The sequence below is a fragment of the Rhodoferax sp. genome (genome assembly GCF_011391645.1).
Taxonomy (GTDB): Bacteria; Pseudomonadota; Gammaproteobacteria; order Burkholderiales; family Burkholderiaceae_C; genus Rhodoferax.
Window position 1 is genome coordinate 1 of the sequence record NZ_JAABQC010000069.1, and the last position, 15,328, is coordinate 15,328.

The window sequence follows — 15,328 nt, forward strand, 5'->3', positions numbered from 1 at the left end:
CGCTGATGTCTGAGGCCTGCACCATGACATCGGGGTAGACCAGCGCGGCCAGCACGGCCAGGCTGCCGTTGCCGGTGCACAAATCCAGCACCCGGTGGGTGGATTCGTTCAGCCAGTAGTCCAGGCTGCCTTCAACCAGCACCTCGGCGATCAGTGAGCGCGGCACAATCGTGCGTTCGTCCACATAAAACGCCACCCCCTGCAGCCAGGCCTCATGGGTCAGGTAGGCGGCAGGTTTGCGGGTCTCGATGCGGGTTTTCAGCAGCGCCGCTATCTGCGCCTGCTCGGCGGGTGTTACCTGCCTGGCAGGTGGCGGGGCAGCGGTTTCTGCGGAGGCCTCCAGCGGGGTGTCCAGCGGTAACCCAAGCTGCCACAGCACCAGCCAGGCCGCTTCGTCAAACGCATTTTGGGTGCCATGGCCGAAGGCGACACCGGCTTCGGTCAGTTGCCGGGCGGCCCGCTTGACGCAATCGAGCAGGCTGGGGTCGCCGCTTTTTGGGTGCTGGAGCTTCATGCCAGCAATTGCGCATGCAGGTTTTCAAGCGCCCGGCGGTAAATGTTTTTAAGCGGCTCCACATCACACAGGGCAATGTGCTCGTTGATCTTGTGGATGCTGGCATTGGGCGGGCCAAACTCGATCACCTGCGGGCAGATCTTGGCAATAAAACGGCCATCGCTGGTGCCACCGCTGGTGGACAGTTCGGGGGTCAGGCCGGTTTCGGCACCGATGGCGGCCACCACGGCATCGACCAGCGTACCCGGTGGCGTCAAAAACGGCAGGCCGCTGAGCGTCCAGGCCAAGTCGTAAGCCAGGTCATGCCGGTCAAGCACGGCCTGCAGGCGGCTTTGCAGCGTCTCTGGCGTGGATTCGGTGGAAAACCTGAAGTTGAAGTCGACCACCACCACGCCCGGTATCACGTTGCTGACGCCAGCGCCGCCATGAATGTTGCTAACCTGCCAGCTGGTGGGCGGAAAAAACGCGTTGCCACGGTCCCACTCCACGCCCACCAGCTCGGCCAGCGCGGGTGCCAGCCTGTGGATGGGGTTGCTGGCCAGGTGCGGGTAGGCAATGTGGCCCTGCGTGCCCTTCACGGTGAGCTTGCCGCCCAGCGAGCCGCGCCGGCCATTCTTGAGCATGTCGCCGGTGCGCGTGACCGAGGTGGGTTCACCCACGATGCAGTAGTCCAGCACCTCGCCACGGGCTTGCAGCAGTTCGCATACCTTGACCGTGCCATCCAGCGCCGGGCCTTCCTCGTCACTGGTCAGCAAGAAGCCGATCGCCAACGGCGTCTCGGGCTGGGCCGCCACGAATTCTTCGGTGGCCACCACAAACGCGGCCAGCGATGTCTTCATGTCAGCCGCACCCCGGCCAAACAGTTTGCCGTCGCGCAGCGTGGGCTTGAATGGGTCGCTGTCCCACTGCTTGATCGGGCCGCTTGGCACCACGTCGGTATGGCCGGCAAACACCAGCAGCCGGGTGGCCGCCGCGCGACCCGGCGTCAGGGTCGCGGGCCGCTTGGCCCACAGGTTGGTCACCTTAAAGTCTTCCGGGCCGCTCACCACGGTTTCAAGCTTGAAGCCCAGGGCCTGCAAGCGCTGGCCAATAATTTCCTGGCAGCGGGCATCACTTGGCGTTTCGGAGGGGCAGGCGATCAGTTCACAGGCCAAGTCAAAAGTAAGGTTCATGAGCGGGTCTAGTGGTGCATGTCGAGCGTGATTTCGGTAAAGGACGGCGTGTCATCATGATCCTCGGCAGGCTTGGCCTTGGCGCGCGTCGTGAAGTCGTTTTGCAGGCGCCACAGCAGGTTGGTGGCCGAGTCGGCGTTGGCCAGGCCGTCCTTGCGCTCAATGATGCCCTCGAGGATCAGCCTGGCAATGTCTTCCTCGAACGTCTGGCTGCCCTCGGCCATCGACTTGTCCATGGCTTCCTTGACGCTTGAAAAATCGCCTTTTCCAATCAACTCACTGATCAACTGGGTGTTGAGCATGATTTCGACAGCAGGGCTTCGCTCTGAGGACACATTGCGTATCAGGCGTTGTGAAATGATGGCCTTGAGCGCCGAACCCAGGTCACTGAGCATGGTCATGCGCACTTCAACCGGGTAAAAGCTCAGGATGCGGTTAAGCGCCTGATAGCTGTTGTTGGCATGCATGGTGGCCAGGCAAAGGTGCCCGGTCTGGGCATAGGCAATGGCGGCCGACATGGTTTCGCGATCCCGGATTTCACCGATCAGGATCACATCAGGGGCTTGTCGCAAGGCATTTTTCAGGGCAACTTCGGCGCTCTCGGTATCGGAGCCGACCTCGCGCTGGTTGATGATGGAGCGCTTGTTCTTGAACAGGTACTCAATCGGGTCTTCAATGGTGAGGATGTGACCGGTCATGCTGGCATTGCGGTGGTCGATCATGGCCGCCAGGCTGGTGCTCTTGCCCGAACCGGTGGCGCCAACGACCAGAATCAGGCCGTGCTTTTGCAGCATCAGGTCGGCCATGGCCGGCGGCAACCCCAACGCGTCCAGTGTCGGAATGTCGTTGTTGATCAGCCGCACCACCACCGCATACGAGCCGCGTTGACGCATGGCGCTGATCCGGAACCGCCCCAGCCCGGGCATTGACCAGGCCATGTTGAGTTCACGGGTGTCCTGCAACTCCTGGATTCGCTCGGGCGGCAGTATCTCGGCCAGCAGGTTCAGCGGTGCATCAGGCGGCAAAATCTGGTTGTTGATGGGCATGCACTCACCGTGAATGCGGATCAGGGCGACCGAATTGGCTGAAAGGTAGATGTCCGATGCGTGCTTGCCGCTCATCAGGCCCAGAATGCGCTCCATGGTGCCCATGGGCTCGGTTTTGTTGCTGCTGAAGGTTGCCATCATTTGCCTTTCATAATGCAATGCAGATCATCTTCGCTGCTCACGGGCGCAACAGATCATTCAAGCTGGTTTTTGCACGGGTTTGCGCATCGACGTGCTTGACGATGATGGCGGCATACAGGCTGTATTTGCCGCCTTCCTTGGGCAGGTTGCCGCTGATCACCACCGAGCCGGCCGGGATGCGCCCATAGCTCACGGTGTCCGTTGCGCGGTCGTAAATGGGGGTGCTCTGGCCGATGTAGACGCCCATTGAAATCACCGAGTTTTCCTCGACGATGACGCCTTCCACAATCTCGGAGCGGGCGCCAATAAAACAGTTGTCCTCGATGATGGTGGGGTTGGCCTGCATTGGCTCCAGAACACCGCCAATGCCAACGCCGCCGCTCAAATGCACGTTCTTGCCAATTTGCGCGCACGAGCCCACGGCGGCCCAGGTGTCCACCATCGAGCCCTCGTCCACATAGGCGCCAATATTGACAAAAGACGGCATCAGCACGACGCCCCGGGCCAGGTAGCTGCCCCGGCGCGCCACGGCGGGCGGCACAATGCGCACCCCGGTGGCCTGCAGGTCTGCTGCGCTCAAGTGGGCAAATTTGGTGGGCACCTTGTCATAAAAAGCCAGCTCACCAGCCCGCACAATGGCGTTGTCGGTCAGCCGAAAGCTCAGCAGCACAGCTTTTTTGATCCACTGATGGGTCGTCCACTGGCCCACCCCCTCGCGCGTGGCCACACGCAGAGCACCGGAATTAAGCCCCTGAATCACATGCTCGACAGCGTCGGTGAGCTCTTTGGATGCGGAGTCTGTCGACAGGTTGGCACGGTCTTCCCAGGCGGAATTGAGGATGTTTTGCAGTTGTTGGGTCATGGCAGAGGGTTTTTCAGGTCAAACAGAAATCAGGACGGGCGGGTGCTGGCAAATTGAACGATGCGCTGCGCAGCTTCCAGGCACTCTGCGGTGTCGGCCACCAGCGCCATGCGGATACGTCCGGCGCCGGGGTTGTGGCCCTGCGCCTCGCGCGCCAGAAAGGAGCCCGGCAACACGGTCACATTGTAAAGAGCATAGAGATCGCGGGCAAAAGCGGTGTCATTCCCGGCCACATCCGCCCACAAATAGAAACCCGCGTCGGGCAGCGCCACTTTCATCACCTGTGCCAGCAGCGGCGTGACCTGGGCAAACTTGGTGCGGTACAGCGCCCGGTTGTCAACCACATGCGCCTCGTCCTGCCAGGCTGCAAGACTGGCAGCCTGCACCACCGGGCTCATGGCACTGCCATGGTAGGTGCGGTAAAGCAAAAACTGTTTGATCAGCGCCTCATCACCGGCCACAAAGCCGCTGCGCATGCCCGGCACATTGCTGCGCTTGGACAGGCTGGTCAGGGCAAGCAGGTTCTTGAAGTCGCTGCGGCCCAGTCTGGCGGCAGCTTCCAGCCCACCCAGCGGCGGCTCGTCGCGGAAATAAATCTCGCTGTAGCACTCGTCCGAGGCAATCACAAAGCCAAAGCGGTCGCTCAACTCAAACAGCTTTTGCCATTCAATCAGCGGCATCACCGCGCCGGTCGGGTTGCCCGGCGAACACACAAAAAGCTGCTGCGTGCGCGCCCACACCGCGTCGGGCACGCTGTCCCAGTCGGGGCCAAAGTTGCGCGCCGGGTCACTTGCCACGTAGTAGGCGTCAGCCCCGGCCAGCAAGGCCGCACCCTCGTAAATTTGGTAGAACGGGTTGGGGCACACCACCAGCGGCCTTTGGCCCGGGCTGTTTGTCACACCCGGGTTGATGACGGTTTGGGTGAGTGCAAACAGCGCCTCGCGCGAGCCGTTGACTGGCAGCATCTGGGTGACCGGATTAAGCTTAAGTCCATAGCGCCTGTGCAGCCACCCCGCAAAAGCCTCCCGCAGTGCGGGCTCTCCGGCAGTGGCCGGGTAACTGGCCAGGCCACTGGGTGACGCGATGATCGACGCCACCATGGCCTGCTGAATGAGCGCCGGCGGCGCATGCTTGGGTTCACCAATGCCCAGGCTGATGGGGCGGTAGGCCGGGTTGGGGGTCACGCCCGCAAAAAGCTGGCGCAAGCGCTCAAACGGATAGGGTTGGAGGCGTGCAAGAAGAGGATTCATGGGCCGGGATTATCCATGTCTTCCGAATGCATGGACTGTCAGGCGATGCTCGCAGTGACGAATCGGCGGGGTTTGCTTTCAGATTTGCAACGGCCGCACTGGACCATCCAGACCGAGCCAGCGCCCGGCGGCGCTTTGCAGGGTGGCCGTGTCGCCGGTGGTGAGCAGCAGGTATTGGCCCGGGGTGGAATCACCCGAAAGGCTGGCCAGCATGCGGCGGGTCTGGCGCGCCACGGATTCGCCGTTGTCGAGCAGGCGCACGCTGGGTCCGACCAGGGCTTGCAGGTGATGGCTGGCAAAGGGGTAATGGGTGCAGCCCAGCACCAGCGTGTCGATGTCGCCCGGGCGAGTCCCGAAGGTACCCATGGCTTGGGTGTATTGGGCGCACAGGGTCTTGATTTTGTCCACGTCATTGCGCTCGATGGCATCGGCCAGGCCATCGCATGGCTGGCCGATGACTTGCGCCTGATCCGCCAGGCCGGTGAGCAGGGTCTTGAACTTCTGGCTGTTCAGGGTGCCGCGCGTGGCCATGACACCGATGTGCCGGGTCTGGCTCAGGGCCATGGCGGGCTTGAGCGCCGGCTCGACGCCGATGATGGGCAAATGCGGATGGTCCTGGCGCAACAGGTGAATGGCCGCCGCGGTGGCGGTGTTGCAGGCAACCACCAGAGCCTGGATGGCGAGTTCTGGCTGACTTAGCAAATACCGGGTGATGATGCGCGCGCGCGCCAGCACAAAGCCCTGGTCGCGCTCGCCATAGGGTGCAAAGCCGCTGTCGGCCACATAGATGAAGTCTTCATGCGGCAACTCGGCGCGCAGGGCCTTGAGGACGCTCAGGCCGCCCACGCCGCTGTCAAACACCCCGATGGGATATCTGACTTGGGACCCATCAGGCACCAGCGACCGTGATGCCTTTGAACTCACCCGTGGCAATGCGTTGCTGCCACTCGGCCGGCCCGGTGATGTGGGCGCTGGTGCCGCCGGCGTCCACGGCCACGGTCACGGGCATGTCGACCACATCGAATTCGTAAATGGCTTCCATGCCGAGGTCGGCAAAACCGACCACCTTGGCGGTCTTGATGGCTTTGGAGACCAGGTAGGCGGCACCGCCGACGGCCATCAGGTAAGCGCTCTGGTGTTTCTTGATGGCTTCGATGGCCACCGGGCCGCGCTCGGCCTTGCCGATCATGGCAATCAGGCCGGTTTGCGACAGCATCATCTCGGTAAAGCCGTCCATGCGGGTGGCGGTGGTGGGGCCGGCGGGGCCCACGGCCTCGTCGCCGATCGGATCCACCGGGCCGACATAGTAAATGACGCGGTTGGTGAAGTCCACCGGCAGTTTCTCGCCCTTGGCCAGCATGTCCTTGATGCGCTTGTGGGCGGCGTCGCGGCCGGTCAGCATCTTGCCGTTGAGCAGCAGGGTGTCGCCGGGTTTCCAACTGGCCACTTCGGCCTTGGTCAGGGTGTCGAGGTTGACCTTTTTGCTCTTGACATAGTCGGGCGCCCATTGCACATCGGGCCAGGTGTCGAGCGGGGGCGGTGTCAGGTAAACCGGGCCGCTGCCGTCCATCACAAAATGGGCGTGGCGGGTGGCAGCGCAGTTGGGGATCATGGCAATGGGTTTGCCGGCGGCATGGGTCGGGTACATCTTGATCTTGATGTCGAGCACAGTGGTCAGGCCACCCAGGCCCTGCGCGCCGATGCCCAGGGCGTTGACCTTGTCGAACAATTCAAGCCGCAAGGCTTCAACCTTGGACAGTTCTGCGCCGCTGGCGGCCTTGGCCTGCAGCTCGTACATGTCGAGGTCGTCCATCAAGCTTTCCTTGGCCATCAACACGGCCTTTTCTGCCGTGCCGCCAATGCCGATGCCCAGCATGCCGGGCGGGCACCAACCGGCGCCCATGGTCGGCACGGTTTTGAGCACCCAGTCCACCACCGAGTCGCCAGGGTTGAGCATGTACATCTTGCTTTTGTTTTCGCTGCCACCGCCCTTGGCCGCCACCGTCACTTCCACGGTGTTGCCGGGAACGATTTCAGAAAAGATCACGGCGGGGGTGTTGTCCTTGGTGTTTTTGCGCTCAAACAGCGGGTCGGCCACCACGCTGGCGCGCAGCGTGTTGCTGGGGTCGGTGTAGGCGCGGCGCACACCTTCGTTGATGGCGTCGTCCAGGGAGCCGGTGAAACCTTCCCAGCGCACATCCATGCCCACCTTGAGGAACACGTTGACGATGCCGGTGTCCTGGCAAATCGGACGGTGGCCGGTGGCGCTCATCTTGCTGTTGGTCAGAATTTGCGCAATGGCGTCCTTGGCGGCGGGGCTTTGCTCGCGCTCATAGGCACGCGCCAGGTGGGCGATGTAGTCGGCCGGGTGGTAGTAGCTGATGTACTGCAGGGCGGCGGCGACAGATTCGATCAGGTCGGCTTGGCGGATGGTGCTCATTTGGATGTCCTCAAAAAAAGCAAGTTTAACCAGAGCGTCCCAACGCCAGCCTGACGTTTCAGCGCAATCCCAGGTGCAGCGCAGCCTTGGCGAGCAGGTGCGCCGAAATGGGCGCGGTGATGAACAGGAACAGCGTGACCAGAATTTCGTGCAGGCTCAAACCATCGCCCGTGACGCTGAAAAAGACCGATGACGCGATCAGCAGGCAACCCACACCCAGCGTGGTGGCCTTGGTCGGGCCGTGCAGGCGGGTGTAAAAATCCTTGAAGCGCACCAGGCTCAATGAGCCGATCAGGGTGAACGCGGCGCCAATCAGCACCAGCACAGACAGCAGTATTTCGGTAGTGATGCTCATTCGATGATGTCTCCGCGTAATAAAAATTTGGCCAAGGCCACGGTGCCGACAAAACCCATCAGGGCAATCAGCAGCGCGGCCTCGAAATACAGCGGGCTGCGCAGATGAATGCCCAGCAAAATCAGCAGGGCGATGGCGTTGATGTAGAGCGTGTCGAGCGCCAGGATGCGATCAGGCACGCTTGGCCCCTTGATCAGTCTGTAAAAACTCAAACCGAACGCGATGGCAACAAAAGCAAAAGCCAGGATAAGGGCGCTACTCAGCATTCAAAAATCTCCATCAGTGGGGTCTCGAAACGCGTTTTGATCGTGCGCACCAGATCATCGGGGTCGGTGCAGTCCAGCGCATGCACCAGCAGGCTGCGCTGGTCAGGCGACAAGCGAGCCGACAGTGTGCCCGGCGTCAGGCAGATGGTGTTGGCCAGCAGGCTCAGGGCCAGCGGGTTGCTGATGTCAAGCGGCACAGTGACAAACAGCGGATGCAGCGCGCGTGGGCCGGCCAGCACCAAACGCGCCACAGCCACATTGGAGATCAGCACATCGTACAAAAAGACACCCAGGAAGCGCAACAGGCTGGCGGGCCGGTGGATGCGCACCTGCTCGGGCCAGAAGCCGAGCGTGAAGCGCGGAATGGCCCAGCCCAATAGCAAGCCCAGCACGATGTGGCCGGGTGCCATCGTGTTGTTGAGCAACAGCCAGATCAGCGCCAGAATGGGTGTCAGCAAAGGGTGGGGCAACCATTTTTTCATGGCTTTACTCCCAGCACCGCGCTGATGTAGCGCATGGGTTCAGCCAGTTGCTGCGCAGTGGCTTGCGCAAAGTCAACGGCCGGGCCGGCAAAACCTGTCAAGGCCAGAATCAGCCCCAGCAGCCCGCCCACGGCCATCAGTTCGCGCCCGCTGGCAATGGCCTGCGCGGCAGCATTGGCTGGCAAAAGAGAGGGGGTGTCGGGGCGCACCCCGGCGGCGTTGAAAAATACCTGGCTGCCAGCGCGCGCCAGGGCAACCACGGCCAGCAAGGCCGCCAGCAAGATCACTGCCCAAACCCAGGGCTGCCCGGGGGCCGCGCGCAAAATCAGAAACTTGCCGACAAAGCCCGACAGCGGCGGCAAACCGCTGACGGCCACGGCGGCGGCAAAAAACAGGCCACCCCAGAGCGCATGGCGCGCCATGTCGGCGTCTGGCATGAAGCTGTCGCCGTGCAGCAGACGACGGCGCTTGATGGCATCTGCCAGCAAAAACAGCAGCGCGGCGGTGAAGGTGCTGTGCGGCAGGTAATACAAACCTGCGGCGATGCCTGCAGTGCCCAGGGCAATGCCACTCAACAGGGTGCCCACCGACACCAGCACCAGGTAGCCGCTCAGCCGCGCCAGGTTGTCGGCCGCCAGCACGCCCAGGGTGGCGATCACGATGGTGGTCAGTGCCAGTGGCAAAAGCCAGGGGTCGAACAGGTTGGCGAGTGAGCCCGCCCCCTCGCCAAACAGCAGCGTGTGCGTGCGCAAAATGGCGTAAATGCCCACCTTGGTCATGATGGCAAAGAGTGCGGCCACCGGCGCCGAGGTGCCGCCGTAGGCCGCGGGCAGCCACAAATGCAGCGGCAGCAACGCGGCCTTGAGCGCAAACACCGCCAGCAGCAGCAGGCCACCGGCGCGCGCCAAACCGAGTTGGTCTGGCGCCAGTTGGCTGGCTTTGGCCGCCAGGTCGGCCATGTTCAAACTGCCCAGCGACGCGTACATGAGGCCGGCGGCAAACAAGAACACCGCCGAGCCGGCCAGGTTCATCACCACGTAATGCAGCCCTGCGCGGGTGCGCGCCTTGCCGCCACCGTGCAGCGCCAGACCGTACGAGGCGATCAGCAAAATCTCGAAAAAGACAAACAGGTTGAACAGGTCGCCGGTTAAAAAGGCGCCCGTCAGGCCAAACAACTGCATCTGGAACAGCACATGAAAATGGCGCCCCTGGCCGTCGATGCCGTTGCCCGCGTAAATCAGCGCCCACAAAGAGAGCAGGGTGGTGATGAGCACCATCCAGGCGGCCAGCCGGTCTGCCACCAGCACGATGCCCCACGGGGCGGGCCAATCGCCCAGGCGGTACACCAAGATGTCGCCGCCAGACACGGCCATCAACAGCGCCACGGCTGCTCCGATTTGCGCCAAGATGGCAAACAGCGCCAGCCAGCGCTGCACCGGCAGCGACAAGCGCCCCAGCGCCAGCAGCAGGGTGCCGGCCAAAAACGGCAGCAAGATGGGGGCAATGACCAGGTGCACCATCATGCCGTGTCGCCCGGTTGTGCCGCGCCATCGACATGGTCGTTGCCAAAGTCATTGTGGGCGCGCAAGCTGAGCATGATGACAAAGGCCGTCATGGCAAAGCCAATCACGATGGCGGTGAGCACCAGCGCCTGCGGCAACGGGTCGGCGTAACTGGCTGCCCCCGAGATCACTGGCGGCTGGCCAATCACGAGGCGGCCGGTGGCAAACAAAAACAGGTTCACACCATACGACAGCAATGTGAGCCCGAGCACCACGGGAAAGGTGCGGGCGCGCAGCAGCAAATAAACGCCGCAGCCGGTGAGCGTGCCAATGGCCAGGGCGATCAGGACTTCCAAGATGTTTCCTCCGGGTCATGGCTGGCGCGGTGCGCCAGGCCGAGATTGATCAAAATAAGCAGGGTCGCACCCACCACCACCAAATAAACGCCCAAGTCAAACGCCATGGCGGAGGCCAGCTCAAACTTGCCCACCAGCGGCCAGTCCACATAGCCAAAGGTCGAGGTGAGGAACGGGTGGCCAAACAGCCAGCTGGCCAGGCCGGTGAGCAGGGCAATGACCAGCCCGGCCGCAATCCAGGGCTGGGTCTGGGCCGGCAACCGGGCGTGCGTCCAGCTGACGCCATTGGCCAGGTATTGCACGATCAGCGCAATGGCGGTGATCAAGCCGGCAACGAAGCCACCGCCGGGCAGGTTGTGGCCGCGCAAAAAGATGTAGATCGAAACCAGCAGCGCCAGCGGCAGCAGCAGACGGGCAAAGGTGGCCAGAATCATGGGATGGGTGTCGGTGTCCCAGGCGCGGCCACTGGCATCCTGGCTGGGGCCGGACAGCCGCAGATTACCCAACAACGCAAAAATGCCGAGGGCGGCAATCGCCAGCACGGTGATTTCGCCAAAGGTGTCAAAGCCCCGGAAGTCCACCAGGATCACGTTGACGACGTTGCTGCCACCGCCACCGGGCCTGCTGTTCTCAAGAAAAAAGTCGGCAATGGTGGCGTTGGAACGGGTCAGCACCGCCCAGGCCAGCGCGGCGGCGCCGCCACCGGCCAGCACGGCGATAGCCGCGTCGCGCCAGCGCCGGCCAGCGCTGGATTCTTTGGGTGTGGTGGCTGGCAAGAAATACAGCGCCAGCAACAGCAAGATGATCGTGACCACTTCGACCGAGAGCTGCGTCAGTGCCAGGTCGGGAGCCGAAAATTTGACAAACACCAGCGCCACGATCAAGCCCACCGAACCCACCAGCACCAGGGCCGTGAGGCGCTGGCGATGCAGCACGGTGGTCGCCAGCGTGGCCGCCAACAGGGCCACCCCAGTCAGCAAACTGATACCGTCAAGGGCCAGCAGGGGCCGCTCACCCGTCAGGGGGGCCGGCGCCAGCGCCAGACCAACACCCCCGAGCACCAGGGCTGTGACAACAAACAGCATGAGTTGCCGTTGCAGCGAGCCGGTGTCAAGCCAGCGGGTAACGCGCTCGGCCAGCAAGAACAGGCCTTTCAGCAAGGCATCAAATATCACCCGGCCCTGCAGGCGCACGTCCCAGCTGTCGTGCAGCGCAAACAACGGGCGACGGGCCCAATACAGCAGGGCACCACCGGTCAGTGCGATCACGCTCATCCACAGTGCCGGATTAAAGCCATGCCAGATGGCCAGGTTGTGCGCTGGCAGCGGCCCTTGCAACACCGACGCGGCGGCCACCGCCAGCAACGGCTCGACCGTTTGCGCCGGGAAAATACCCACCAGCAGCACCAGCACCACCAGTATTTCTACTGGCACCTTCATCCAGCGCACGGGTTCATGGGGTGTTTTTGGCAGGTTGCCAGTTTTGCCGTTGAAAAACACATCGTGAATGAAACGCAACGAGTAGGCCACCGCAAACATACCGGCCAGCGTCACCACCACCGGCAACAACCAGCCCAGGCGGTATTCGCTGCCCGCAGACACGGCCTCGGCAAAAAACATCTCCTTGGATAAAAAGCCATTGGCCAGCGGCACCCCGGCCATGGCGGCACTGGCCACCATGGCCAGCGTGGCGGTGTGCGGCATGGCGTGCCACAGACCACTGATGCGGCGCATGTCGCGCGTGCCGCACTCGTGGTCAATGATGCCCGCTGCCATGAACAGCCCGGCCTTGAAAATGGCATGGTTGATGATGTGAAAGACCCCGGCCACGGCGGCCAGTGGTGTGCCAATGCCAAACAGCGCCGTGATCAGCCCGAGGTGGCTGATGGTGGAATAAGCCAGCAAGCCCTTCAGGTCATGCTTGAAAAGCGCCAGCACCGCGCCCAGCAAAAAGGTGGTCAGGCCAATGCCGCCAACCCACCAGGTCCAGGCGTCGGTGCCCGAGAGCACCGGGAACAGTCTGGCCAGCAAAAAGACGCCGGCCTTGACCATGGTGGCCGAATGCAGGTAGGCCGACACTGGTGTTGGCGCGGCCATGGCATTGGGCAGCCAGAAGTGAAACGGAAATTGCGCTGATTTGGTAAAGGCGCCCAGCAAAATCAGCAGCAGGGCGGGCAAGTACAGCGGGTGCGCGCGCACCAGGTCGCCACTGGCCAGCACCTGGGTGAGCTCGTAACTGCCCACCATTTCACCCAGCAAAATAAAGCCGGCCAGCAGCGCCAGGCCACCGGCCCCGGTGATGGCCAGCGCCATACGGGCACCGCTGCGTGCGTCCTCACGCTGGCGCCAGTAGGCGATCAGCAAATACGAGGAGAGGCTGGTGAGTTCCCAAAAAATCAGCAGCTGGATCAGGTTTTCGGACAGCACCACGCCCAGCATCGAGCCCATGAACAGCAATAGGTAGGCATTCAGGCGGCTCAGGCTGTCGCGTTCACTGAGGTAGTAATGGGCATACAAAATCACCAGCAGGCCGATGCCAAGAATCAGCAGCACAAACAGCAGACCGAGCCCGTCCATGCGAAAAGCCAGGTCCAGCCCGGCGCTGCTGATCCACGGCAGGTGCTGCACGGTGGTTGCCCCGGCAAAAGTGGTGCTCATCAGGGGCAGCAACTGCAGCAGCGCCGCTGCGGTTACTGCGGCAGCGCCCCAGGCGCTGGCGGTACGGCCGTAGCGGGAAATGCCAGCGACCAGCGCGGCGCCCAGAAAGGGTGTGAGTATGGCTAGGAACAATTGCATGGTTTCATTGTCCACGCTGCCGACCCCGATTTTGGGTCGGCATCGCGCAACGCATCAAGGTCAATGGGAAGTGGGCGCAGCATCAACTCGTCTGTCCCGGCCTGAAGCCCGCCCTCAGGAATTGCCGGGCTTTTGCGCCTGCACCATTTTCATGGCCGAACCCACCAGCGCGGCCACTTCGGTCATGTTGCTGGGCACGATCAGTGTGGTAGTGGCGTCAGCGGCGACCCGGCTGTAGGCCTCCACCGCTTTTTCGGCCACCTTGAGCTGCACGGCCTGCTCGCCGCCGGGCTGGCGAATGGCTGCAGCCACACGCTCGATGGCCTGGGCATTGGCCTCGGCCACCGTCAGAATGGCCGCTGCCTCGCCCTGGGCGTTGTTGATGGCGGCCTGCTTTTCACCCTCGGAGCGGGCAATGAACGCCTCGCGCTCGCCGGTGGCAATGTTGATCTGCTCCTGGCGGCGGCCTTCCGAGGCGGCAATCAGGGCGCGCTTTTCACGCTCGGCGGTGATCTGCTGTTGCATGGCGTGCAGGATTTCTTTCGGTGGCGTCAAATCCTTGATCTCGTAGCGCAGCACTTTCACGCCCCAGTTCAGCGCGGCTTCGTCAATAGCCTGCACCACCTGGGCGTTGATGATGTCGCGCTCCTCAAAGGTCTTGTCAAGCTCGAGCTTGCCGATCACCGAGCGCAGCGAGGTTTGCGCCAGTTGCGAGATGGCCATGATGTAGTTGCTGGAACCGTAGCTGGCGCGCATCGCGTCGGTGACCTGAAAGTACAAAATGCCGTCGACCTGCAACTGGGTGTTGTCACGGGTGATGCAGACCTGGCTAGGGATGTCGAGGGGGACCTCCTTGAGCAGGTGTTTGTAGGCCACCTTGTCGACAAACGGGATCAGAAAGTTGAGGCCGGGCATCAGGGTGCCGGTGTACTTGCCGAGCCGTTCGACCACCCAGGCGTGCTGCTGGGGAACGACCTTGACCGACTGTGTGACAAAAATCACCGCGATAACCAAAATGATGACTGCAACTTCCATTAATGACTCCTAAAAATAACGATTCACAACTTCTCGACCACCAAACGGCTGCCGATCACTTCCACAATGCGGTGCATACCAGGGCCTGATGCCGCGCCGGGCCGCAGTGCCACGCTCCAGGTGGCGCCGCGGTACTTGGCGGTGGTGGTGCCGTCCTCATTCCAGGCGTCGATATGCAGGGTTTCGCCAACGTCCAGATTGACGTCGCGGTTGGCGCCTGCCGGCAGGGCTGGCGGCTGGTGCTTTTTGTAACTGCGCCAGGCCACCACAAAACCACCCCCGAGCACCGCAGCCACCATCAGCTGCGTCGTGACCGACGCCCCCAGGTGTGCAGCAACGGCGGCCCCGGCCATGCCGAGCGACAGCATGAGCAGGTAAAACGTGCCGGTCAGCAGTTCAAGCGCAATCATCCCGCCGGCCAACAGCCACCAGAGCGTCGATTCAGCCATATTTGTTTCCATTTGATGTAACACCTGTCAGATTCTGCTGTAAAAGTGCGGGTTGGCGACCGTGCTGTCTTGATAAGTCCTTACACTTCGCGCCAATTTATCTTTTTATGTTTGCCGCTGGAGTCTGCCATGAAATTTCGCTTCCCGATTGTCATTATTGACGAGGATTATCGTTCTGAGAACACCTCCGGGCTGGGCATTCGCGCGCTGGCGCAAGCCATCGAGACTGAAGGTTTTGAGGTGCTGGGCGTCACCAGTTACGGCGACCTGAGCCAGTTTGCCCAGCAGCAAAGCCGGGCCAGCACGTTTATTCTGTCGATTGACGATGAAGAATTTACGCCCGGCCCTGACTTGGACCCGGCAGTGGTCAACCTGCGCCATTTCATCGAGGAAGTGCGCCGCCGCAACCTGGATGTGCCAATCTACATCTACGGCGAGACCAAGACCAGCCGCCACCTGCCAAATGACATCCTGCGCGAGCTGCACGGCTTTATTCACATGTTTGAGGACACGCCCGAGTTTGTCGCGCGCCACATCATCCGCGAAGCCAAAAGTTACCTGGAAGGGGTGCAGCCGCCGTTTTTCAAGGCCTTGCTGGATTACGCCGAGGACGGCTCTTACTCGTGGCATTGCCCCGGCCACTCCGGCGGCGTGGCCTTCCTG

At 62.2% G+C, this 15,328-nt stretch carries 15 protein-coding genes and 1 pseudogene; 1 reads left to right on the forward strand and 15 read right to left on the reverse strand.

The genetic code is table 11. The features are described from left to right. From GPS82_RS09570 to GPS82_RS09640, 15 genes and pseudogenes are all read right to left on the reverse strand, one after another. Nucleotides 1-514, reverse strand: a pseudogene (locus GPS82_RS09570) (50S ribosomal protein L3 N(5)-glutamine methyltransferase); the annotation flags it as partial. Further along, nucleotides 511-1,686 carry a succinyl-diaminopimelate desuccinylase gene (gene dapE / locus GPS82_RS09575; protein ID WP_296493849.1) on the reverse strand — a complete coding sequence of 392 codons (1,176 nt, stop codon included), beginning with the start codon at nucleotides 1,684-1,686 and terminating at the stop codon, nucleotides 511-513. The gene dapE and the pseudogene GPS82_RS09570, both read right to left, overlap by 4 nt. 8 nt (nucleotides 1,687-1,694) lie before the next feature. Beyond that, on the reverse strand, nucleotides 1,695-2,837 hold the full coding sequence (locus GPS82_RS09580; protein ID WP_296493888.1) for a PilT/PilU family type 4a pilus ATPase: 1,143 nt from the start codon (nucleotides 2,835-2,837) through the stop codon (nucleotides 1,695-1,697). Between the two features lie 73 nt (nucleotides 2,838-2,910). Next, nucleotides 2,911-3,735 carry a 2,3,4,5-tetrahydropyridine-2,6-dicarboxylate N-succinyltransferase gene (gene dapD, locus GPS82_RS09585; RefSeq protein ID WP_296493852.1) on the reverse strand — a complete coding sequence of 275 codons (825 nt, stop codon included), beginning with the start codon at nucleotides 3,733-3,735 and terminating at the stop codon, nucleotides 2,911-2,913. A 29-nt stretch (nucleotides 3,736-3,764) separates the two neighbouring features. Further along, nucleotides 3,765-4,985: a succinyldiaminopimelate transaminase gene (dapC, locus tag GPS82_RS09590; RefSeq protein ID WP_296493855.1), complete on the reverse strand. Its 1,221-nt coding sequence runs from the start codon at nucleotides 4,983-4,985 to the stop codon at nucleotides 3,765-3,767. A 78-nt stretch (nucleotides 4,986-5,063) separates the two neighbouring features. Next, nucleotides 5,064-5,846, reverse strand: coding sequence for a glutamate racemase (gene murI / locus GPS82_RS09595; RefSeq protein ID WP_296493857.1), 783 nt, complete (start codon nucleotides 5,844-5,846; stop codon nucleotides 5,064-5,066). 28 nt (nucleotides 5,847-5,874) lie between these two features. Continuing rightward, complete coding sequence (locus GPS82_RS09600; protein ID WP_296493859.1) at nucleotides 5,875-7,425, reverse strand: fumarate hydratase; 1,551 nt, start codon at nucleotides 7,423-7,425, stop codon at nucleotides 5,875-5,877. A gap of 58 nt (nucleotides 7,426-7,483) precedes the next feature. Then, nucleotides 7,484-7,780: a Na+/H+ antiporter subunit G gene (locus tag GPS82_RS09605; RefSeq protein ID WP_296493862.1), complete on the reverse strand. Its 297-nt coding sequence runs from the start codon at nucleotides 7,778-7,780 to the stop codon at nucleotides 7,484-7,486. Then, nucleotides 7,777-8,046: a K+/H+ antiporter subunit F gene (locus tag GPS82_RS09610; protein ID WP_296493865.1), complete on the reverse strand. Its 270-nt coding sequence runs from the start codon at nucleotides 8,044-8,046 to the stop codon at nucleotides 7,777-7,779. Before GPS82_RS09610 ends, GPS82_RS09605 begins: the two co-directional genes overlap by 4 nt. After that, nucleotides 8,040-8,528 (reverse strand): Na+/H+ antiporter subunit E, encoded by a 489-nt coding sequence (locus GPS82_RS09615; RefSeq protein ID WP_296493866.1) that lies wholly within the window; start codon nucleotides 8,526-8,528, stop codon nucleotides 8,040-8,042. The genes GPS82_RS09610 and GPS82_RS09615 overlap by 7 nt, the downstream gene beginning before the upstream one ends. Further along, nucleotides 8,525-10,051: a monovalent cation/H+ antiporter subunit D gene (locus GPS82_RS09620; protein ID WP_296493871.1), complete on the reverse strand. Its 1,527-nt coding sequence runs from the start codon at nucleotides 10,049-10,051 to the stop codon at nucleotides 8,525-8,527. Before GPS82_RS09620 ends, GPS82_RS09615 begins: the two co-directional genes overlap by 4 nt. Further along, the gene (locus tag GPS82_RS09625; RefSeq protein ID WP_296493875.1) at nucleotides 10,048-10,386 is read right to left on the reverse strand and encodes a Na+/H+ antiporter subunit C; all 339 of its coding nucleotides are present in this window, start codon (nucleotides 10,384-10,386) and stop codon (nucleotides 10,048-10,050) included. The genes GPS82_RS09620 and GPS82_RS09625 overlap by 4 nt, the downstream gene beginning before the upstream one ends. Beyond that, complete coding sequence (locus GPS82_RS09630) at nucleotides 10,374-13,181, reverse strand: monovalent cation/H+ antiporter subunit A (protein WP_296493877.1); 2,808 nt, start codon at nucleotides 13,179-13,181, stop codon at nucleotides 10,374-10,376. The genes GPS82_RS09625 and GPS82_RS09630 overlap by 13 nt, the downstream gene beginning before the upstream one ends. A gap of 114 nt (nucleotides 13,182-13,295) precedes the next feature. Then, nucleotides 13,296-14,216 (reverse strand): stomatin-like protein, encoded by a 921-nt coding sequence (locus GPS82_RS09635; protein ID WP_296493881.1) that lies wholly within the window; start codon nucleotides 14,214-14,216, stop codon nucleotides 13,296-13,298. Between the two features lie 23 nt (nucleotides 14,217-14,239). Beyond that, nucleotides 14,240-14,665, reverse strand: coding sequence for an NfeD family protein (locus GPS82_RS09640; RefSeq protein WP_296493883.1), 426 nt, complete (start codon nucleotides 14,663-14,665; stop codon nucleotides 14,240-14,242). A gap of 129 nt (nucleotides 14,666-14,794) precedes the next feature. On the opposite strand from GPS82_RS09640, the gene GPS82_RS09645 reads away from it, so the two are divergent. Continuing rightward, nucleotides 14,795-15,328 (forward strand): Orn/Lys/Arg decarboxylase N-terminal domain-containing protein (locus GPS82_RS09645; protein ID WP_296493886.1); only part of this gene is annotated, 534 nt, incomplete at its 3' end.